The organism is Roseofilum reptotaenium CS-1145, assembly GCF_028330985.1.
In the GTDB taxonomy this organism is placed as follows: Bacteria; Cyanobacteriota; Cyanobacteriia; order Cyanobacteriales; family Desertifilaceae; genus Roseofilum; species Roseofilum reptotaenium.
Map to the genome: position 1 here is coordinate 1 of NZ_JAQMUE010000001.1, position 20,389 is coordinate 20,389.

A 20,389-nucleotide genomic window follows, 5' to 3' on the forward strand; every position below is an offset into this window, starting at 1 on the left:
CGATCAGCTAGAAGAAGTGTTGTACCAGCGCTGCCAAACCTTATTGAAACAGCCAGAATTAATTGGAGGGTTAACCGATTTTTACGGGTGGAGTGAACTCACTGCTATATCACAACTTATTCAACGGACTTGATATGAAATCCTTCAAATTCTTGTTCTTCTTGACTTACGGGAATCTTAAGTTGACGTAAAGCAAAAGTATAACCATCTAAAAAGGTCTGAAATTGACTAAGAGCTGCTTTCCCCAAATATAAACCAGAAATTCCCGAATAAATTAAAAATTCCTGAATAGCCTGGGCACAAACTTCGCATTCAAAGAGTTGAAATGAACCAGCGATGGTGGTTATCCTCTGATAAATTTCATCATCAGTTGTACATAATTTTGTCATTATTCTATATAGTACGAGCCAAATGCTCGCACTACTCTAGTGCAATATTTTAATGCGGTCAAGGCACTATGGAATTGGTTGGTAGAAACTCTCAGAGTCGATTGAGAATTTCGGGTAATAAATTTCTGGGAACTTGCGCTAGGGCGCGGTTTTGGGCATCAATGCCTCCCTCATTGTAGATCGATCGCACTGCTTGCAGTAAATAATTGAGTGCCGTATGCGCCATTTGTGGATTATTCTGCCATCTTGTCCACGCTTCGATATGATGTTTGAGGGATAATTCCAGGGGTTCAAGGATATCGGATTTATCCTTAGAACCAACTTGATGGGCACTCATCGCCAATTGATATAAAGCCACACCCAGATTATTATGGGTCGCAATTGGATCGAAAGTGAGGTTAAGGGAACCTTCAGGTTTAGTATTTTCCAGAGCTTCAATCACCTTTTGATAGGCTCCAATACACTCTTTCAAATGCTCCCGTTTCTGTTCAATGGGTGCATCGGATTGATTGGCTAAGTGCCAATAGGTCGTTCCCAGATTATTTTGTGTTGCTGTATAGCCACTAGGATTGGTTTCTAGGGTACGATATTGAAGGGCAAGTTGATACGACCAAATTGCTAATTGTAAATAGTCTTTAGAATTGTGATATCGGGATAAATTCCAATAGGCAGTCCCTAAGTTATTTTGAATCATCCCATAACTGAGGGCATCGCGATCGGGATGATAATATTTTAGGGCTTCTTGATAAGCCGCGATCGCCTGTTTCAAATTTTTAGCCGCCTCTTGATGTTGCGCTAAATTCCAATAAGCAGTTCCCAGATTATTTTGAGTCGAAGCGTAGTGCTGTGAGTCTTGATCCGACACTCGATCGTAAGATTGATCCGCCGGTTTTCTTTGATGGGATAAAGCAGACTGATACGCGGCGATCGCCTTTTCTAACCCTTCTACCGGGTTCTCATGGCGCGATAATTCCCCGTAGGCAATACCGAGGTTATTCTGCAACCGAGTATAACCTTGAGGTTGGGATTTGATCTGAGGATGGGATAGCGCTTGTTCATAGGTTTGAATCGCTTGTTTGAGCGCAGCTAATCCCTCTTCCCGGTTCGTCGTTTTCCGAGATAAAATCCAGTAGAGATTGCCTAAATCATTGAGTAAGTCTAAACGGGCGATCGCATCCTCCTCTAGCTCTTCTAGAGTCTTCCGTTGCGCGGCGATCGCCTCTTGTACCTCTTGAAGAGTGTCCGTTTTGACCACTACAGGACGTTGTGTTTCCCGTACTCCTGTGCCCAATTTCTGCTCTTCTTCCTCTTGCGGAGGCAGTTCGGCTAACTCTTTTACTTGCCCCTTTAACGCCCCTCCCCCCCGTGAATGGGTGGGCAACGGTTCAGCCACAAACTCAAATAACCCCGTATGACAATGCCAAAATCGAGGAACCGACTGTTGAATCGAAAATAACCACGGACGAGGTATCCAGATTAACAGATTCCAATCCCAGGCTAAATCCAGATACCGTTGGGCAATATATTCCAAATTTTGCAAAAAAGACCATTGTTGAGTAGGAGACTTTTGCATCAGACGCTGTACCCCAAAAAATTGGAACCCAGGGGAAAACTCACGGGGAACATGGGGAGAGAGATCTAAAGGTGAAACCTTCATCCAATCATCTTTGCGTCGTCGGGGAGGAGAGTTAGGGCTAAGAGGGAGAGATTTCTGGATTTCTTGATGATTAGCGACATTGTACCAGCGATCGATTTGGTGAACCAAATTCGGATCGTCCGCTTCTAATTCCAGGGTTACCCATCGCGGAATCTCCGAATCTAGCGGAGTTCCATTACATCGACTCTCCATATCCAGTTGATTCACCAAATACTGGCAAAAATTCGGATCATCACAAACTGCTAAAAAGAGCTGGCGGCGCACATTTAAGCTAAGGACTTCTTTTAAGTCGCGGTAGGTTTGCCAATTTTTATCTTGCAGCATCATAGGAATTAGGGAATAGGGAATAGGGAATAGGAAGTAGAATGCTATTACTTCTATCCTCCAAGGAATTAACCCCCAATTCAGGATTTCTCCCCCATCTTCCCTTATTTCCCTATCCCCCCATCCCTACTGCTGTTCTGCCTCTACATTAAAGGAAGGAAACGGTGCCGGTGTGCCTTGATAAATCGGTAAAACGCCGTTCCATTTCTCAATCATTTTCTCTTGCAGTTCAATTTGCCGCAGTTCTAACGTCATTGAAGTAATGCTAGAAGCTTGAATTTTCGCCACTTCCGCATCTCCTCGCGCTTCGATCTCCTTTTGCTTGGCTTCAGCTTCAGCAACCTCTAACTGCGCTTGAGCGGCGATCGCCCGTTGCTCCGCTTGAAATCGAGCCGTAATTTGAGCCTCAATCGATTGATCGAATCGAGGTTTACTCACAAAGCCTACAGATTCAAAATTAACACCCACCGGGCCAAATTTATCCGTTAAGCAAGTTTGTACTTCTTTGAGCAATTTAGATTGCTGACTACCGAGAATTTCTTCCGGTTTATAATTCGTCGCCGATTGATTAAAACAGTTGCGAGTTTCACTGCGGACTAACGTACCCTTAAACTGTTCTGGATCTTTCAGGTATTTGCCATAAAAGTCCTTGATTTGAGTCGTATTGAAGAAATAGGAGAGAGACACATCTGCATTAACTGTTGTTCCGCCAACGCCAAACGTAATACTTTCATCCTTGGGCGAACCTTCATCAACGGAAGCCGTCAAAATATAATACTGGACATGGTCGGGAAAAACAATAATCTCTTCACTATAGCCGTTATACCAAACTTTTCCCGTGCTAATCGTGGCATTTTGTACGCCCCGATTATTACCATACAATTCAACTTTTAAACCCACATAACCGGGAGGAATGCGTTTAACGCTAGTTCCTGGTAATACACCACAGGAAGAGAGGAAAGAGAGCGATGCACCGAGTATTGCTGCCAGAAAACCAGAGGTGATCAGAGGACGAAATTTCATTGATTTTACTCCTAAAGTGTGGATTTTTTATCTAGTAATTCCAAAACTGAAAAAGATTCATAAGGAAAGGCGGCTTTGAGTTCCCGTTGGCGACGTTTTGCGTCGGCAATTTCGCTTTGAATTTGCAGAATAGAAAGGGCAGGGATAAAAACCAAACTGGAACAGTATCCGAATACGCCTAACCAAACTTTAGCTGTACTCGGAGCGCTGACTAAGTTAGCAGAAGTGCCTAATAGCCAAAAACAGAATAGAATTTCAATGCTGCCTAAAATAATCCATTTCTTGATGGTGTTCATGTCATAGGGAATAGGAAATAGGGAATGGGTTCAAAACCCATCGGTTAGGTTCCATTTTGGCAAGTTAGGCTTACACACCCCGTGATTGTGTAGGAAGATTCACAGGCACTATGGTAAAATTGGAGGGCGGTTTATGAAGCGATCCAATGATTTCACCACAGCTAGAAAACCACTGGAATGAATTTGTATCAGGGCTGGAGGACATAGAGTGGACGACGCAACCGAATCAAGTGGCGAAGTTATCCCAAGATTACTTTCATTTTAGCCCCATTTTACAGCCTTTGTTAGGAGAAAAACGAGCAGATGTAGTCGTGCGTCCTATCAATGAAGCGCAAGTTTTAAGAGTGGTTAAGGTTTGTGTAAAGTATAAAATTCCGATTACTGTTCGAGGGGCGGGAACGGGAAATTATGGCCAATGTGTGCCCCTAGAAGGCGGAGTAGTTTTAGATTTAACTCGAATCAATCAGATCCTGGAGATTAAACCAGGATGGGTGAGAGCGGAACCCGGAGCAAAGTTAGCGCAAATTAATAAGTTAGCTGCTGAAATCGGTTGGGAGTTGCGCTTACTTCCTTCAACCTATCGCACGGCAACCCTAGGGGGGTTTATTGCTGGAGGTAGTGGAGGAATTGGCTCTATTTTATACGGATGGTTAGGCGATCGCGGCAATGTCCTAGCCGCCAAAGTGGTTACCCTCGAAGAAGAACCGCAAGTGCTGGAACTGCGTGGGGATGACGTGCAACAGGTTAATCATGCCTATGGAACCAATGGCATTATCATTGAATTAGAACTGCCCTTAGCACCGAGTTATCCCTGGACTGAAGGTATTTTTGTTTTCTCTGATTTCATGGCGGCAGCACGGTTTAGCCAACAATTAGGAGAAGCCGATGGTTTAATTGCTAAGTTAATTAGTCTTCATGCTTGGCCTCTTCCTTCCTATTTTACTGCCCTAAAATCCTATTTACCCGATGGCAAGCACGCGGTTTTGCTCATTTTTGATTACTCTGGTTTAGTGGGTGTACAAGCATTGGCACAAGAGTTTCAAGGAGAAATCACTTATATTTCCTTAACGGCAGAAAAATCCCTGAACTTGGGTGAGTTTACCTGGAATCATACAACCCTTCATGCTCGCACGGCTGACCCAAATTTAACGTATTTGCAAAGTCGCTTTCCCTGCGATCCGAAATTGGAATTAGTGCAACAGTTTTATGAGCAGTATGGTGAAGAAGTGATGATGCATTTAGAAATTGTTCGCTTCCAAGGACGAGTCGCTCCCTGCGGCTTAGAAGTTGTGAAGTTTACAAGCGAGGAACGGTTGCAGGAAATTATGGGCGATCGCGAAAATCATGGGGTTTCCATCTTTAATCCTCATACCTATATTTTAGAGGATGGAGGCAGTCGGACGATTAATCCGCTTCAAGTCAATTTTAAGCAGAAAGTCGATCCTTATGGTTTATTGAATCCCGGAAAAATGCGTGGCTGGTTGGATCAAATCAATTAGAGTGCTTCGCGCTAGCCCCTCTAGCAATAGGCAAGAGCTGGTATGGCTTAGAGTCTAAGGCTTCACCCTGTACTTCATATCAGCATAGCTCACTCGCTAGATTGAGTCTGTTGTTCATTCCCCCTATCTCCGCATCTCCCTATCCCCTCATCACAACGCAAAGCACTGTAAAGGGTAAGATTTTCTATATGGGTTATTTGAAATTTATGGTGACTTCATGAAAGCTTTAAACGGCGCTTCAAAGGCTATAACCTTTATCAGATAAGGCTTTTAGATAATTTTAAGCCCATAGGAGTTGCAATTGTCTTTATATTACCTTCATGAAACCCGGCTAACACCTCGGTGGAAGTTCTGTCATTTTTTCTATAACTGACTATTTTTGTTCTTTATTCTTAGAAAATCTTAGGGAATAGACTCAACAAAATTGAGTGTAAGCCCTGATGTGCTAGCGGTTTTGAGGGTTTATAGTAAACATAAGCTAGAAAAAAAAAAACTAGCTACCACCATTTTCAGAGCATTCAAGGAGCAATCAAAATGAGTACTTTAACTATAAAAACTTTATTTACGGCTACTGCTGTTACCCTCTCGACAGCTTTTATCGCGACCCAACCAGTACAAGCCTTCGGTTTCACCCCGTCAAGCGGTTTCACCACGTTAACCAGTGACTGGCATATAGTGCAGGACTCCTTTAAGGATGGAACAGGTGGTGGTATCGTCGGCACGAACAGCGATTTTGAAATGTTTGGCATGGCAGCCAAAGTTGAAAACGGCTACGCTCATTTTGCGTTTAATGGCAACCTGGGACTCGACAAGAGTGGTGGTATTGGACAAGGGGACTTATTCTTTAACTTCACAGGTAAGAGCTTCAAAGAGGCGAGTGCTGCCGAGAAGTTGTTGGGTGTTCATTTTGCCCCGAATGACGCTGGCAATGGCTCTCTAGCCAATGGTCTCTATGAAAATGTGAGCGCTAAAAGCGTAACGAAATGGAACAGTGGTCACAGCGGATTTCAAAGTTATCGGAATTCTGTAGCTGACAAGGGGGGAACCGTAGATTTTGGAGATTTAACGGCTGCGGAAGCTCAGGAATATCTGACAGCTTTTGAGGGTGGACATGAAGACGGTAACCACAGTATTCAAAATGTGATTAAAACTGGAGATAAAGTTGCTAATGACGGTTTTGCCTTCTTGACTGAAGCTGAACTTGCTGGTCTTGATTTTGGCTCGAATCACGTAGCAAAAGCACAGACATTTGGATTTAAGTTCGATGCCAGCAAGTTGCCTACCGGACAAGCCCTACTGACTTTAATGCACGAGTGTATCAACGATGGTATGGCGATGGCAGTTGAGTTTGAAGAGGAGCCTACCGTTGGTGTTCCTGAACCGACTAGCATCCTCACTTTAGGTCTGATGGGTTTGGGATTAGCGGGTGGTCAACTCCGCAAGAAAAATTCGTAGATGATATGACGTTGGGTTAAGCATCAGTCGCTGCAACCGTTACAGAAGCAATCTTGACAAGTGTTAAGATTGCTTTCTTATTGATGAATGGTTTTTACGGATAAAGAGCGCAGTCGATTGAAGGCTGCTGCTAACTCAAAGGGGCGAAATTCGACTAAGTTTCCTTCGCGAAACCGGGTTAGCGCGTCTAAACCTCCTTCTTGAATATCGGCAAAAATGGCTTCTAGGGTTTCTGCAAGGGTGTATTGGCCATTGAGATAGTTTTCTTTAGCATAAACCATGGCTTCGGCGATCGCCTTTAATTGCCCGACTTCAACCAACTGTTCGACATCAGCTAAATCAATGGAGTCTGTACCAAAGACGACTTGATTTACATCTCGTACCTTGAGCTTCACGGATTTATGCCCCTGACTGGGGTCTACACTCGCTCCTATGGGGATTCTGGGGGAATTTTGACCAAAATGGTCTCCACCTTCAATTTGTCGGTCTGTGGGGTATTTTTCGGCGATCGCCTGGGCTGCTTCTGTCAAGTCTTCAGGGACAAAATGATTCATGGAAATCACTGTATCTGCTACATCAAAATAGTCCCCACTTCCACCAATCACCAAGAGGGTAGACACCGCATAATCTCCATAGAGTTGGCGCACCTTATCAATGAGGGGGGTAATGGGTTCGGAGGTTTTGGCAATCAAGGCTTGCATTCGGCGATCGCGAATCATAAAATTAGTGGCAGCGGTATCCTCATCCACCAAAAACAGTTTTGCCCCAACTTCGAGTGCCTCCATCATGTTTGCGGCTTGGGAGGTACTACCACTAGCATTGGGGGTAGAAAAAGCTTTAGTCTCCAAATTTTGGGGTAAATCCTGAATAAAGGGGGAAATATCCACCCCTGTGATGGAACGGCCATCTTCTGCTCTAATCTTAACTGAGCGGCGATCGCTAACTACAAATTCCCGGCCATCCCCCGGAATATGATTATAAATCCCCAATTCGATCGCCTTTAACAGCGTTGATTTACCATGGTATCCCCCTCCCACAATTAAGGTTACTCCTTGAGGAATTCCCATTCCCGTGAGTCTTCCTTGGTTGGGTGTTTCTAGAGTCACGCGTAGGGACTCTGGAGACTCAAATGGAACGGCTCGATCTACCAATCCCCGTCGATCCACTCCACTGCGACGAGGTAAAATTGACCCATCAGCCACAAACGCCACTAACTGATTTTGGCTTAATTGCGATCGCAAGGCTTCTGCATCTTCTACCGTTTCGATATGCTTTTGTAGTTCCTCAGCCAGTAAGTTCTGATATTTCAGGGATTGTTCTACAATTTCTGGCACATCTTCACACAATAATCCCCCCGCTTGATACCCCAAAATCCGCCGACCTTGGGCCGGCAAGCCCACAGTAAAGCGGGCTTCTATACCTTGTTGTGTCAAAATTATAGACGTGCGAGATAACACTTCTTGACCGACACGAAGCATCTGAATCAGACCACTATTTCCTGTCCCTCGGCGATCGCTAAGTTGGGTACAGATTTGACAAAATTGACGCGTCAAATAGTCACATAAGGCGATCGCCCGACTACGGTTTTGATACGTTTGTAGAGGAAAACCGGCCACTTCATAGGACATCAACACCCGCACCTGACTGGGAGCAGCAAAGGGATCGCCCTGCACTCGATCAATGCAGAGCAGGAATTCGGGGAACTGGTAGCGACCACGAATATCTTTATATGCTTTATAACTGCGATCGTTCAATTGGTGGAGCAGTTGACGTAAATGCAGTTGATCGGCCATAGTTCAACAATTAATCATTAATAATGACCTCTCCCTTTTAGGGAGAGGTCTGACATAACTATTATGGACGATCGAGAGCATTGATACCAGACTGTAGTGTGACTCGTTTCTGAAAAAGTGGAAGCCACTTAATGGCTAAAACGTAAACAGAACAAGGATTCTATTGAACCTTGATAACTCAATTTCCGTGATGGTGAAAGTCCATCTCCGTAGATGTTGCGGTGACAGCATAACCCCCATCTCAAAGAACTGGTAATCCTTTAGGATGAAGCGGGGTTAAACGGCGGTAACTCTGAATCCGACAGAGAATCCCGTCTAGCATCTAGTTATGGGTAGGTATACGAACTCCCGTTTGAACCACCGTCAGGCATAAGTTGCCTATTCGGTTTGTTGGCAACAGACAAAAGTCAACAGTCCAAAGTGCCAGAAGATTTGCCGTTCTTAACTGGAAACATTCACAAGGACTCGGTGGATAGAGAGACTCTAAAGCTAGGAACAACGGAAATTGGGAACGAGATAACCCCTATTAATCTCTTGAGATAGGTCGATAACTCAAGTAGTAACCAGCGCAAGATTTATAGGGATAAGGATGACTCAAGAAGCAAACGCCAAGTTGTAACGATTTGGATACGCTGACGTGAGTCCGGTTGAATGGATTGAATAGTCCCAATATGGAACCCGAATGGGAAGCCAAGTTTGAACCCAACAGCTATGGATTCAGACCAGGACGCTCAGCCCATGACGCGATCGTAGCAATCTATTTAGCAATTAACAAAAAAACCAAGTGGGTCTTAGATGCTGACATTGCTAAATGCTTCGATAAAATCAATCACGATAAACTCCTGCAAAAACTCGGAACCTACCCCAAGTTAAGACAACAAATTAAAGCTTGGTTAAAGTCTGGAGTTATTCAAGGAAATTCTTGGTTTCCAACCAAGGAAGGGACACCGCAAGGAGGGGTAATCAGCCCTCTTCTGGCAAATATTGCTCTCCATGGTATGGAAGAAGCGGTCAAACAATTTGCCGCGTCATTTCCAGGAAATAAACGGGACAATAAACTATCCTTGTCACTCATTAGATATGCAGATGATTTTGTCATACTGCACAAAGAACAAAAGGTGATTGAGGAATGTAAAAAGATAATCTCAGATTGGTTAGCAGATATGGGCTTAGAACTAAAATCGAGTAAAACACAGATAACCCATACCCTTAAATCTGACAAAGGATTCAATTTCCTTGGATTCAATATCAGACAATACCCAATTGGAAAACACCATAGAGGTAGGGCGGGTCTCGATTTCAAAAACCTCATCAAACCCCAAAAAGAAAAAGTAAAAGCCCACATAAAACAAATAGGTGATACGATTGCCAAACATAAATCCTCACCACAAGCCGCCCTCATTAAGGAGCTTAATCCTATTATCCAGGGATGGAGTAATTACAACTCAACCCAGGTTAGCAAGGAAATATTTGTTTACTGTGATTACATACTTTTTCATCAACTTATACGATGGGCTAAACGCCGACATCCAAACAAGGGAGCTAAATGGGTTGTCAACAAATATTGGCATACAGAAGGCAAACGGAAATGGGTGTTCGGAGTTAAAAAAGATGACTCGCTTTTGAGACTAACCAAACACTCTGATACACCTATCATCAGACATACAAAAGTCAAAGGAGCAAGGAGTCCATATGATGGGGATTTGATTTACTGGAGTAGTCGTTTAGGTATACACCCGGAGATGCCTGGAGAAAAAGCCGCCCTGCTTAAGAACCAGGAAGGCAAATGTAATTACTGTGGACACTACTTCAAAGATGGAGACATACTAGAAATCGACCATGTTATCCCCAAAGCTTTGGGTGGTAACAACCGAAAAGATAACAAGCAGTTACTCCATAGACATTGTCATGACCGCAAAACTGCTGTGGACTTGATTGGTATTCGTGACAAGAACCATTCAACTGAGGAGCCGGATGAGGTGAAAGTCTCACGTCCGGTTTTGAAGACAAGTCAGAGGGGTGACTCTCTGGCTTAGTTCAACACATGGTTAAAACTTGCGCCATATTCCCTTCAATCATTGCTCCTACATCTAACGACAAATCGGGAAAACTTCGAGAGCAAATGACCCCCGTTTCATCGGGTTCCAAGTTCACATAATCTCCATCCTCTAACCGAAACCAATCAATCCGGCGATCAAAGACCTGCCATACAATATATTCTTGGATACCATTGCGTCGATAGGCTCGTTTTTTATTTCCCAAGTCAATTGCAGCACTACTTGCAGCCACTTCTACCACTAATTCCGGCGGCCCTTCTAAGTATCCGTCTTCACTCAATGTCGCTTGTCCCCCACACTCTGGACGAATGAGTAATACCCCATCCGGTTGCAGTTCATTGTCCATATCTAACCGCACCGTTGGCTCAATTCCCATTTGTACATCAGGCTTGGCAGCACTGTATACTCCCAGCCAAGTGATTAACCATCCGTGGGGTTCAGCATGGGGGGTAAATCGTAGAGGGGAAGCCATGTATACTACTCCTTTAATTAATTCCGCTTTCTTGAGTTTTGGCATGTTAAAATAGCGACGCTCAAATTCTAGGCGGGTGAGGCGATCGCCATTTGCCAGAGGTGGAATAGACGGTAAAGGAATATGGCTCTGAGATTGAGCTAATGTCGAAGTCATAGAGCTTAGAGAGTGGAAGTAGCAGATCTTGATTATAACTGAGGCGTAATGAAGCGGGCGATCGCCTCAAATATCAGAAACCGGGTTTCTTGCTACTTTTTCGAGACGATCTCGGAGTGTGGCACAAACCCGGTTTTTTGCTGCTTCCCTAGGGTTTAAACTTCAACCGGTTCGGGTTCTGGCTCTGACTCTTGCTGTACTTCTTGTTTAATCGTCAGATATCGAATGACTTCTTCCGATAGGCGCATCGCTCTTTCTAGCTGGGCAATCACCCGACCCTCTACGGTATAGTTCATCTGAATATAGATCCCTTCCCGTTGTCTAGCAATTTCATAAGCTAGACGGCGTTTGCCTCGGTGTTGGGTTTCTGCAATCGTACCCCCCTCATCTCGAATGAGGCTTTGATACTTTTCAATCATCTGGCTTACCTGTTCGTCCGTTAAATCAGGACGCAGGATGTACATCGTTTCGTAAACAAAATTTCGTATCGTCATCGGGATCTCCTTATGGACAGGGCTGACTCAGCATTGAGGCATAAGCCGACTTGCTGGATCAGCAAGGACTGACTATTGTAGGATGTCAACGCTAAAATATTTTAGTCTTTGGCGATCGGGTTATGCCTAGCTGCCAAAGCCTACAACAGTTAAGTTAGATAGATGGGTTCTTAAAATTTAAGACCGATCTCTGATTATACACAAAAAGTAGCAGGTAAGGTAATGGCCCAACGCTATGTCCGAGTCCAAACAACCGAAGGCAAGATTTATTATGGATTACTCAAGCTGAACCGCGAGGTACAAGTGCTTGATGCTCCGCCTTGGTTACAGGGACAACCCACTGAGTTAATCCTAGAGGTCGATTCCTATCATTTGCTGGCCCCTTGCGCTCCCTCGAAGATTGTGGCAGTGGGAAAAAATTATGCTAATCATGCAGCGGAGATGGGAACTCCAGTGCCGGAGGAACCCCTGCTGTTTATGAAGCCCTCAACAACAGTTATTCCTACGGATAGACCCATTTTATATCCTCCCCAATCGGAACGAGTCGATTATGAGGGAGAATTAGCGGTAGTGATTGGGAATCGGTGTGTAGACTGTAGCCCAGAAGAGGCGGCCAACAAAATTTGGGGCTATACGATCGCTAATGATGTTACCGCCCGGGATCTGCAACGTCGGGATGGCCAATGGACAAGAGCGAAAGGGTTTGATAGCTTTTGCCCGTTAGGGCCTTGGATTGTGCGTGAAATCAATCCAGGGGCAAGATTACAAACCTTTCTTAATGACGATCGAGAACCTCGCCAATCCGCTTTAATTAGTGATATGGTCTTTACTCCAGAGATTTTGGTCTCTCATATTTCCCAAATTATGACCTTAATGCCTGGAGATGTAATTTTAACGGGGACTCCAGAAGGGATTGGCCCCATGCAAGTGGGCGATCGCGTTCGAGTTGAGTTAGAGGGGATTGGTTCTCTGGATAATCCGGTGATCGCCCGCTTCGGAGCAACTCCCTAACGGACTTGAGTATAGGCCGCTTCTGAAATCGTAGGGATTTCGGCGTAACGTCCCATAACCGATTGGGCGATCGCATAACCTACGGCGGCTAATACCCCCAAAAAGATGGCATTGTTGAGCGTCTCAATGATTAATCCTCCCCGAAACACCGGTTGGAGGATATAACTCATGACCAGAGAACATAAAAACAAGACAATATCCATTAAAATCGCTTGCATGGTATTGAAGCGGATAAAGTGGTTAATATTTGGATTGCGAACCACCGCCATAAACAAGACAAAGAAGATAATCAGACTGGCAAAAGGAATACTGCTGTAAATTTGCATCAACGGCGCTAGAGGAATCAAGAGCAGTTGAAAAATGGGGAACTGCATCATCAATGAGGCTCCAAACGGCAGTCCATATAATAGTGGCAGTAGATAGGGTAAACAGGCAAAAATGCGATCGGCTACGGTGGTCGTTCCACGCCAGGTCATGGTTGAGTTCTCCTTAAGCATGAGGCAACATCATCCAATCCACCATAGCGCAAGTTCCCGATCAAAAACTTAATCCTAGCTCATATCAATTAACAATTAATTCCATTGACTATATCTGTTCCCATTGTTTATCACCCCGATTATGTTGCGCCTTTACCCCTAGGTCATCGGTTTCCCATGGCCAAATTTAAGCTACTCTATGAACTCCTCTTGAGCGATCGCATCATCACCCCTTCCCAAGTCCATACTCCCGAACTGCCCCCTGTTGAATGGCTGCAACTCGTCCATACCCCCGACTATATCCAAGCTTACTGCCAAGGAACCCTAGACCCCAAAGCCATGCGACGCATCGGTTTACCCTGGAGTCCGGCCCTAGCGCAGCGCACTTGTCGGGCTGTTGGTGGTTTTATTCTCACCAGTCAACTGGCGTTAAAACATGGACTCGCCTGTAATACCGCTGGTGGAACCCATCATGCTTTTCCCAACCGGGGTACAGGTTTTTGTATTTTCAACGATTTGGCGATCGCCGCCCGCGTCCTACAAACGCTAAAATTAGCCCAGAAAATCCTCATCGTAGACCTAGACGTACACCAAGGAGACGGAACCGCCTGGATATTCCGAGACGACCCCAGTGTCTTCACCTTCTCCATGCACTGTGACATCAACTTTCCCAGCCACAAACCGCCCAGCGATCTCGACATCCCCCTTCCCGTCGGTATGGAAGACCAAGCCTACTTACAAACCCTCGCCACCTATCTCCCCGACCTCCTCAGCCAAGTCAAACCCGACCTCGTCCTCTACGATGCAGGGGTTGACCCCCATATCCATGATGCCCTCGGAAAACTCTCCCTCACCGACACCGGACTATTCCGGCGAGACATGCAAGTTCTCAGCACCTGTCTAGCCGCAGGATATCCCATCGCTTGTGTCATTGGCGGAGGATACGCTAAAGATATGTCCGCCTTAGTCTATCGCCATTCCCTCTTACACCGCGCTGCCAGAGATTTATATTATCACTATCGGCTCTAGCCCAAAAATGGATGGCTCTTACTATCCGCCTGTTTATTTCTAGCCGCCTCACTCATAAACCGCTTCAGAGCTTTTTCCCGATTTTTCATAAACGCCGTCCAAAACCCCGGTTGGAACTCATCCATAGTTTTAGCCAGTGCCCACACATCCACCGCTAAAATATTGTAGAGCGTTTCATCTTCGCGCTTGAGGGAGTTGATTTGATCGAGTAACTGACGAGTTTTGGACGAAGGAAAGTCCTTATTGACCATTAGAAAATCTCCCTAAAACGTTGCGATACTCTTTCAATGATAATGGTTGTAGATCTTCTCTGGTGCTTGGTCGTCGCTCTCTAGAAACGGTAAAGTAGTCATTGATTCATTAAATAAGACGATTATGTTACGCAAAATTTCCTTGGGCACTGTGGGTTTATATGTAGGAGGTCTCTTAACGGTCGGAGGCTTTGTTGCCTATTTTACTAATCATCCGACCCTCAACTTAGCCGGATTTTTTTATGGTATTCCCCTCTTATTAGGAGGACTTGCCTTAAAAGCCTCAGAATTGAAGCCAGTCCCCGTTAGTGAAGAAACTTCTGCTGAGGTATTAGCCCTACGGGATCAACAAGGAACCTCCACTCAACTCCAGGTATGGAAAGATGTGACTCGGTATCGATATGGCCAAGAAGCTCATCTGGATGAGTCTCTCAAAAGTTTAGGCTTAAGTCCAACCGATGAGGAACGCCCCCTACTCATTGGCATTCGAGAAGTGGCTGTTGATAGCTGTTATGCTTTGGTTTTAGAATTTGAGTCTCCCTTTGTCTCTTTAGACGCTTGGCAAGAGAAACGAGAAAAAATAGAATACTTTTTTGGCCCCGGTTTGCGGGTTGAAGTTGCGCCTCAAGAGGGAGAAGAAGATTGTTTTGATATCTTCTTAATTGCTGTGGGTGAACCTGCTCGAGTCAGCTAACCCTCTCTAGTGAATGATTTCAACTTAGGATTTTTCTAAGCGGACTACATACCACTGTAAGAAGGCTCCTGGGCCAAGATCGAGTTCACAGGAGGTTTCCATCAGAGACTTGGCCTGGTCTTCTAGGGTGGTGAATTTTTGTAAATCTCTGGGTAATTCCTCTTGGAGTTGGCTTAAACAAGCTTTAAGCTTATGAAGCAATTCAGCTTCTGTTAGGAATTGCTCCGGTTGATTAGACTCTAAAACCACAAACCCATCGGACTGATACATGAGAGAATCAGGCATTTTAGTTCCTCTATTTAAGTTATTCATTTAAAGTACAGCACTTGGTGCTGCCCTGAGTCCCTATCCCCTCAATCTGGCTCTCAGTAGCGGTCTCAGGGACAACCTTGGACAGGGGAACTTTAAATCTCCATTATAAAGGCGAGTTTAAGAAAATTTTAGCCTAACTGAATTTGAGGCCCCACTTCCGATAGAATGGTAAGAAACCCCAATTATCTAATTCGGTGTTGGGTCATTCATCCTCAGGTTGGGGGAATTCTGAGAGAATGACGCTGTTTTGTTCATTTTCCGATCCCCCTGGAGTTAAAACCTTTAGTATTTTAGCAAAAATTGACTCGTTTGTTCTATGATTTTATCCCTAAATCGTCCCACTGTAACATCTAAGCCATCTAAGATAGAAGTTCTCAAAGAAAATAGTGATTTTCTCAGAGAACCGGTCGCTTCAGAATTATTGGAAGATACGACCCATTTTTCGGCCGATGCGATTCAAATTCTGAAGTTTCATGGTTCCTATCAACAGCTCGATCGCGAAAATCGCAAAATAAATGGAGAGAAAAGTTATCAGATGATGCTCCGTACGCGCAGTCCGGGTGGGTTTATTCCTCCAGAACTGTATTTGGCGCTAGATCAGTTATCGGAAACCTATGGAAATCAGACCCTGAGAACAACAACTCGGCAAGGGTTTCAGATTCATGGAATTCTGAAGAAAAATTTGAAAGCGACGATCGCCACCATCGTCAAAAATATGGGGTCTACCCTAGGGGCTTGTGGGGATTTAAATCGGAATGTGATGGCTCCGGCTGCCCCCTATAAAACGAAGCCAGAGTATCAATATGCTTGGGAATATGCGAATAAGATTGCAGATTTACTCAGACCACAAACGGGAGCCTATTATGAGATTTGGCTCGATGGGGAAAAAGCGATCAGCGCGGAAGAAGCCCCGGAAGTTAAGGCAGCGCGAAATAAAAATGTGAATGGCAGGAATTTCACGGATAAAGAAGAGCCGATTTATGGTACGCATTATATGCCCCGTAAATTTAAGATTTGTTTGGCTGTGCCGGGGGATAATTCAGTCGATATCTTGACCCAAGATATTGGTTTGGTAGTAATGACGAATGCACAGGGAGAGTTAGAAGGGTTCAATGTGTATGCAGGGGGTGGGTTAGGTCGCACCCATAATAAAGAGGAAACCTTTGCACGGGCTGCCGATCGCATTGGCTATGTGGATAAGGACGATGTGTACGATCTAGTGAAGGCTGTTGTCGCTACTCAGCGAGATTATGGCGATCGCCACCAGCGCCGTCATGCCAGAATGAAATATCTGCTCCATGATTGGGGTGTAGAGAAATTTCGCGCTCAGGTCGAAGAGTATTTCGGTAAACCTCTAGCTCCCTTTAAACCGCTCCCGCCATTTAAATATCAAGATTATTTGGGTTGGCAAGATCAGGGAGATGGTAAGCAGTTCTTGGGCTTGTCCGTTGAAAATGGTCGGGTCAAAGATGAAGGTAAGTTTCAGCTTAAGAGTGCTTTGCGGGAAATTATTACCCAGTTCCACTTACCCATGCGCCTTACGCCCAATCATAATCTGATTATCTATGAAATTGATCCTCAAGATCGAGCGGCAATTACCTCCATCTTCAACAAACACGGAGTTGAAAGCGAGCCCAAACGCCTCGATTCCTTAGTCCGCTATTCCATGGCTTGTCCAGCCCTTCCCTTATGCGGCCTAGCCATTACTGAATCAGAACGCGCCCTACCGGGCATTCTCTCCCGCATCCGCACCTTACTCAAGAAAGTTGGATTACCCAAAGAACACTTTGTCGTCCGCATGACCGGATGTCCCAATGGCTGCGCTAGGCCCTATATGGCCGAGTTAGGATTAGTCGGCCATATGCCTGGAGCATACCAAATCTGGCTGGGAGCAGACCCCAATCAAAACCGGCTCTCTCAACCCTTCTTAGATAAGGTCAAAGATGAAGACATTGAGTCCACCCTAGAGCCATTATTCGTCTATTTCAAGCAAAGTCGCCTCAATAACGGCAAAGTCGAGAGTTTTGGAGATTTTTGTCATCGAGTTGGTTTTGACTCGCTCAGGGCGTTTTCTGAAAGTTATACCCCAGGATCGGGGTTAGTTGCTTCGGGTAAAGACTCGGGTAAAGCCCGATACCGGATTGGGGTGCGGGATACGGTTTATCAGGAGTTTAAAGATTTAGCCACCCAGGAAGGCAAGTCTATGACTCAATTGGCGACTGAGGTGTTAGAAGCCTATATGGCTGAAAAAGGTTAAACCCGGTTAATTGAGCATAGAAGAAACCGGGTTTTTAGCAAAAACCCGGTTTCTATTTGGTTACAGTGGTGTTTGAACTTAAAGGTTTTCTGGATTCAGTAATTAACTATTAATAATTAATGATTAATTACGACCTTTCATGTACGGTTAAGGGGCAAAAAAATCAGCTACTATAAGTAATGTTAACGTTTACCAGGCAAAGGAGATGGGTAATCCTCTAATTGGAGTGTATCACCTGAGTAAAACCTATCCCGTCGCGATTAAGGAATCGGGATTTCAGGGCACATTACGGCACTTCTGGAAACGGCAGTACCGCCAAGTTGAAGCCGTTAAAAATATTTCCTTTGAGATTGAAGCGGGTGAAGTCGTAGGATTCTTAGGGGCAAATGGAGCAGGAAAAACTACGACGTTAAAGATGTTGACGGGTTTGGTGCATTCCTCTGGCGGCCAGGTGACGGTAGGAGGATATGTGCCCTTTAAGCGTGAGAGGAATTTTTTACGCAATATTACGTTGGTCATGGGTCAAAAACAACAATTGTTGTGGGATTTGCCGGCCATGGATTCCCTGCGAATTAATGCGGCAGTCTATGAGTTATCAACCTCAGAATTTCGATCGCGTTTAGGGGAACTGACGGAACTGCTCTCATTACAGGAGAAACTAACACAACCCGTGCGTAAGCTGTCCCTAGGAGAGCGAATGAAAGCAGAACTTTTAGCGGCTTTGCTGCACCGGCCACAAGTGTTATTTTTAGATGAGCCAACTTTGGGATTGGATGTGAATGCTCAGGAGAATGTGCGGGAATTTCTGAGGGAGTATAATCAGCGGTATGGGGCGACGATTTTGTTAACGAGTCATTATATGGCTGATATTACTGCATTATGCGATCGCGTCCTCTTAATCCACAAAGGAGAATTAGTCTATGATGGTTCCTTGCAAAGGCTGCTCGATCGCTTTGCGCCCTATCGAGAAGTGCAAGTAGACTTAGCCCAAGAGTATTTAACCACAGAATTGGAAACTTACGCAGAAATTGAGGAGATCGCCGGTCACCAAGTCCGCTTTTTAGTCCAACGAGAAGCCTTAACTACCACTATTTCCCATATTCTCGCTGACTTAGAGATTGTCGATCTCAAAATTACTGACCCTCCCATTGAAGAAATTATTGGTCGAGTCTTTCGCACGGGAATGACAACATGAAATTCACTCTAAAGAAAGCCCAAACCTTTCTCGATACTTATTATGCCCACATGGTTGAATATCGAGCAGAACTGTTTTTATGGGCTATCTCCAACAGTTTACCCTTTATTCTTATGGGCGTTTGGATTGAAGCGGCTGATAGCGGTCAATTTGCTTTAAGTTCTATCGAATTTGGGCGCTACTTTTTAAGCGTCTTTCTCGTACGCCAATTAGCATTGGTTTGGGTGATTTGGGAATTTGAAGAGGAAGTAGTGCAGGGTCAACTTTCCCCAAAATTATTACAACCTATTGATCCGGTTGCCCATTATCTCGCTCGCCATATTGCAGAACGGCTGGCAAGAATTCCCTTTACCATTGGCTTAGTGGTTTTATTCTTTGTGCTGTATCCCCAAGCTTTTTGGATACCCAGTTGGCAGGAGATCGCCTTTTTTCTGGTCATTACTCAAATTGTCTTTGCGGTCCGATTTGCACTTCAATATACCTTCGCTATTTTTGCCTTTTGGACAGAACGGGCTGGCGCTCTAGAGCAATTTTGGACGTTATTGTATGTCTTTTTATCCGGAATGATTGCCCCTTTACAAGTGTTTCCTCCTGTTGTCCAAGAAATCCTCTGGTGGACTCCCTTTCCCTATCTGATTAATTTTCCTGCCTCTGTTCTCATCGGTCTACCGGTCAATTGGGGTCGCGCCCTTTGTACTTTAATTGGATGGGGACTGATTTTTTCTGCCGCTAACCGTTGGTTATGGCGCAAAGGATTAAAACACTATTCGGGCATGGGAGCGTAGGAATTAAGAGTGATAGTGAATCCGTGCTTGAAAACCTTGGACTTTTTGTAAAAATTCCAAATTACTAATAGGCTAAAACTGTTCCCTGTTTCCTAATACTATTTCTTTTATGAAGCTGTGCTTCATAAAAGAAAATGAAGACATCATGGGTAGGAGAATAGCAAAAAAAAGGGAGGTTTTTATGGCAGGTGTGTTAAAAGTGAGTGTATCAGAAAGTGTGGGGGAACTTCAAAATCGCTTAAGCAAGTCAAAAACAGCGAGAGAAAAGGAAAGGTTACAAATGCTATATTGGCTAAAAAAAGGTAAAGTTAGGTAATACTTATATAATGATTATGTGATTGGTCTATTCATGGAAGGCTATGGCAATACTCCCATTCATAACTTTTCTCTATTTCTATGACCTATTTAATCTGTACTATTTTGGTGTGGTGTAGGATGAGTCTGTGTGAGATATGTGTGAGCGCTCCCCTTGGGACTAGGGTGTTGCAGGTTCAAAGTCTAGAAACCAAAGAATATTGATGAATCGGGATGACAGGATTTGAACCTGCCCTACTTCTTAGGGCTAACGCCATTTGAATAGCTAAAAGCCTTACTCAATATACATTCAACACACTGAACCTTGAAAATGTGTTGAAAGTGTGTTGAATATGGACACCTACATAAAACAAGCATGGAGCCTGGTGAATGAGTACTTCTACTCTAACTCCATTGACATCTCCAAGCAGGTAGACCATGAGCTAGTGAGGGCATACCTCAAAGCTTGC

Annotated in this window: 19 protein-coding genes; 9 read left to right on the top strand and 10 right to left on the bottom strand. The window is 44.6% G+C overall.

The window, feature by feature from the left end; genetic code table 11:
- Window positions 1-116 precede the first annotated feature (116 nt).
- The 4 genes from PN466_RS00005 to PN466_RS00020 form a co-directional block, all read right to left on the bottom strand.
- Window positions 117-389 (bottom strand): papain fold toxin domain-containing protein, encoded by a 273-nt coding sequence (locus tag PN466_RS00005; RefSeq protein ID WP_271935931.1) that lies wholly within the window; start codon window positions 387-389, stop codon window positions 117-119.
- 91 nt (window positions 390-480) lie between these two features.
- Window positions 481-2,373, bottom strand: a complete 1,893-nt coding sequence (locus PN466_RS00010) for a tetratricopeptide repeat protein (protein WP_271935933.1) — start codon at window positions 2,371-2,373, stop codon at window positions 481-483.
- Between the two features lie 123 nt (window positions 2,374-2,496).
- A complete protein-coding gene (locus tag PN466_RS00015; protein ID WP_271935935.1) occupies window positions 2,497-3,393 on the bottom strand; it encodes an SPFH domain-containing protein in 897 nt (298 codons plus the stop codon).
- A gap of 11 nt (window positions 3,394-3,404) precedes the next feature.
- Complete coding sequence (locus PN466_RS00020; protein WP_271935937.1) at window positions 3,405-3,689, bottom strand: hypothetical protein; 285 nt, start codon at window positions 3,687-3,689, stop codon at window positions 3,405-3,407.
- A gap of 146 nt (window positions 3,690-3,835) precedes the next feature.
- Here PN466_RS00020 and PN466_RS00025 point away from each other — a divergent pair, with 146 nt between their 5' ends.
- Entirely contained in the window at window positions 3,836-5,188 is a 1,353-nt protein-coding gene (locus tag PN466_RS00025) for an FAD-binding oxidoreductase (protein ID WP_271935939.1), read from the top strand.
- Between the two features lie 534 nt (window positions 5,189-5,722).
- The gene (locus tag PN466_RS00030; RefSeq protein WP_271935941.1) at window positions 5,723-6,643 is read left to right on the top strand and encodes an XDD3 family exosortase-dependent surface protein; all 921 of its coding nucleotides are present in this window, start codon (window positions 5,723-5,725) and stop codon (window positions 6,641-6,643) included.
- A gap of 77 nt (window positions 6,644-6,720) precedes the next feature.
- Here the strand turns inward: PN466_RS00030 and PN466_RS00035 are convergent, their stop codons facing one another.
- Window positions 6,721-8,436, bottom strand: a complete 1,716-nt coding sequence (locus PN466_RS00035; RefSeq protein ID WP_271935943.1) for an ABC-ATPase domain-containing protein — start codon at window positions 8,434-8,436, stop codon at window positions 6,721-6,723.
- A gap of 671 nt (window positions 8,437-9,107) precedes the next feature.
- On the opposite strand from PN466_RS00035, the gene PN466_RS00040 reads away from it, so the two are divergent.
- Window positions 9,108-10,472: a group II intron reverse transcriptase gene (locus PN466_RS00040; protein WP_313898493.1), complete on the top strand. Its 1,365-nt coding sequence runs from the start codon at window positions 9,108-9,110 to the stop codon at window positions 10,470-10,472.
- 1 nt (window position 10,473) lies between these two features.
- Here the strand turns inward: PN466_RS00040 and PN466_RS00045 are convergent, their stop codons facing one another.
- On the bottom strand, window positions 10,474-11,121 hold the full coding sequence (locus PN466_RS00045) for a Uma2 family endonuclease (RefSeq protein WP_271935945.1): 648 nt from the start codon (window positions 11,119-11,121) through the stop codon (window positions 10,474-10,476).
- A 155-nt stretch (window positions 11,122-11,276) separates the two neighbouring features.
- On the bottom strand, window positions 11,277-11,615 hold the full coding sequence (gene rpsF / locus PN466_RS00050; RefSeq protein ID WP_278002922.1) for a 30S ribosomal protein S6: 339 nt from the start codon (window positions 11,613-11,615) through the stop codon (window positions 11,277-11,279).
- Between the two features lie 222 nt (window positions 11,616-11,837).
- Between rpsF and PN466_RS00055 the strand changes: the two genes are divergently transcribed.
- Window positions 11,838-12,626: a fumarylacetoacetate hydrolase family protein gene (locus PN466_RS00055; RefSeq protein WP_271935947.1), complete on the top strand. Its 789-nt coding sequence runs from the start codon at window positions 11,838-11,840 to the stop codon at window positions 12,624-12,626.
- Here PN466_RS00055 and PN466_RS00060 read toward each other — a convergent pair.
- Window positions 12,623-13,102, bottom strand: a complete 480-nt coding sequence (locus PN466_RS00060; protein ID WP_271935949.1) for a Tic20 family protein — start codon at window positions 13,100-13,102, stop codon at window positions 12,623-12,625. The two genes, PN466_RS00055 and PN466_RS00060, sit on opposite strands and share 4 nt — an antisense overlap.
- Before the next feature lie 111 nt (window positions 13,103-13,213).
- Here PN466_RS00060 and PN466_RS00065 point away from each other — a divergent pair, with 111 nt between their 5' ends.
- Entirely contained in the window at window positions 13,214-14,131 is a 918-nt protein-coding gene (locus PN466_RS00065; protein WP_271935960.1) for a histone deacetylase family protein, read from the top strand.
- Here PN466_RS00065 and PN466_RS00070 read toward each other — a convergent pair.
- A complete protein-coding gene (locus PN466_RS00070) occupies window positions 14,128-14,382 on the bottom strand; it encodes a hypothetical protein (protein ID WP_271935950.1) in 255 nt (84 codons plus the stop codon). The genes PN466_RS00065 and PN466_RS00070 overlap by 4 nt on opposite strands.
- A gap of 124 nt (window positions 14,383-14,506) precedes the next feature.
- On the opposite strand from PN466_RS00070, the gene PN466_RS00075 reads away from it, so the two are divergent.
- Entirely contained in the window at window positions 14,507-15,076 is a 570-nt protein-coding gene (locus PN466_RS00075) for a DUF2854 domain-containing protein (RefSeq protein ID WP_271935951.1), read from the top strand.
- A gap of 24 nt (window positions 15,077-15,100) precedes the next feature.
- Here PN466_RS00075 and PN466_RS00080 read toward each other — a convergent pair whose 3' ends face one another.
- Window positions 15,101-15,361 (bottom strand): chlororespiratory reduction protein 7, encoded by a 261-nt coding sequence (locus PN466_RS00080; RefSeq protein ID WP_271935954.1) that lies wholly within the window; start codon window positions 15,359-15,361, stop codon window positions 15,101-15,103.
- Between the two features lie 343 nt (window positions 15,362-15,704).
- On the opposite strand from PN466_RS00080, the gene sir reads away from it, so the two are divergent.
- The 3 genes from sir (at window position 15,705) to PN466_RS00095 (ending at window position 19,625) form a co-directional block, all read left to right on the top strand.
- Window positions 15,705-17,645, top strand: a complete 1,941-nt coding sequence (gene sir / locus PN466_RS00085; protein WP_271935955.1) for a sulfite reductase, ferredoxin dependent — start codon at window positions 15,705-15,707, stop codon at window positions 17,643-17,645.
- 205 nt (window positions 17,646-17,850) lie between these two features.
- Entirely contained in the window at window positions 17,851-18,840 is a 990-nt protein-coding gene (locus PN466_RS00090; RefSeq protein WP_271935957.1) for an ABC transporter ATP-binding protein, read from the top strand.
- On the top strand, window positions 18,837-19,625 hold the full coding sequence (locus PN466_RS00095) for an ABC transporter permease (protein ID WP_271935958.1): 789 nt from the start codon (window positions 18,837-18,839) through the stop codon (window positions 19,623-19,625). Before PN466_RS00090 ends, PN466_RS00095 begins: the two co-directional genes overlap by 4 nt.
- The last annotated feature ends 764 nt before the right edge of the window (window positions 19,626-20,389 follow it).

What these genes read in the sequence shown, in the direction of transcription:
- PN466_RS00005 (WP_271935931.1), bottom strand. Translation starts at nt 389, where the DNA reads ATGACAAAATTATGTACAACTGATGATGAAATTTATCAGAGGATAACC.
- PN466_RS00010 (WP_271935933.1), bottom strand. Translation starts at nt 2,373, where the DNA reads ATGATGCTGCAAGATAAAAATTGGCAAACCTACCGCGACTTAAAAGAA.
- PN466_RS00015 (WP_271935935.1), bottom strand. Translation starts at nt 3,393, where the DNA reads ATGAAATTTCGTCCTCTGATCACCTCTGGTTTTCTGGCAGCAATACTC.
- PN466_RS00020 (WP_271935937.1), bottom strand. Translation starts at nt 3,689, where the DNA reads ATGAACACCATCAAGAAATGGATTATTTTAGGCAGCATTGAAATTCTA.
- PN466_RS00025 (WP_271935939.1), top strand. Translation starts at nt 3,836, where the DNA reads ATGATTTCACCACAGCTAGAAAACCACTGGAATGAATTTGTATCAGGG.
- PN466_RS00030 (WP_271935941.1), top strand. Translation starts at nt 5,723, where the DNA reads ATGAGTACTTTAACTATAAAAACTTTATTTACGGCTACTGCTGTTACC.
- PN466_RS00035 (WP_271935943.1), bottom strand. Translation starts at nt 8,436, where the DNA reads ATGGCCGATCAACTGCATTTACGTCAACTGCTCCACCAATTGAACGAT.
- PN466_RS00040 (WP_313898493.1), top strand. Translation starts at nt 9,108, where the DNA reads ATGGAACCCGAATGGGAAGCCAAGTTTGAACCCAACAGCTATGGATTC.
- PN466_RS00045 (WP_271935945.1), bottom strand. Translation starts at nt 11,121, where the DNA reads ATGACTTCGACATTAGCTCAATCTCAGAGCCATATTCCTTTACCGTCT.
- rpsF (WP_278002922.1), bottom strand. Translation starts at nt 11,615, where the DNA reads ATGACGATACGAAATTTTGTTTACGAAACGATGTACATCCTGCGTCCT.
- PN466_RS00055 (WP_271935947.1), top strand. Translation starts at nt 11,838, where the DNA reads ATGGCCCAACGCTATGTCCGAGTCCAAACAACCGAAGGCAAGATTTAT.
- PN466_RS00060 (WP_271935949.1), bottom strand. Translation starts at nt 13,102, where the DNA reads ATGACCTGGCGTGGAACGACCACCGTAGCCGATCGCATTTTTGCCTGT.
- PN466_RS00070 (WP_271935950.1), bottom strand. Translation starts at nt 14,382, where the DNA reads ATGGTCAATAAGGACTTTCCTTCGTCCAAAACTCGTCAGTTACTCGAT.
- PN466_RS00075 (WP_271935951.1), top strand. Translation starts at nt 14,507, where the DNA reads ATGTTACGCAAAATTTCCTTGGGCACTGTGGGTTTATATGTAGGAGGT.
- PN466_RS00080 (WP_271935954.1), bottom strand. Translation starts at nt 15,361, where the DNA reads ATGCCTGATTCTCTCATGTATCAGTCCGATGGGTTTGTGGTTTTAGAG.
- sir (WP_271935955.1), top strand. Translation starts at nt 15,705, where the DNA reads ATGATTTTATCCCTAAATCGTCCCACTGTAACATCTAAGCCATCTAAG.
- PN466_RS00090 (WP_271935957.1), top strand. Translation starts at nt 17,851, where the DNA reads ATGGGTAATCCTCTAATTGGAGTGTATCACCTGAGTAAAACCTATCCC.
- PN466_RS00095 (WP_271935958.1), top strand. Translation starts at nt 18,837, where the DNA reads ATGAAATTCACTCTAAAGAAAGCCCAAACCTTTCTCGATACTTATTAT.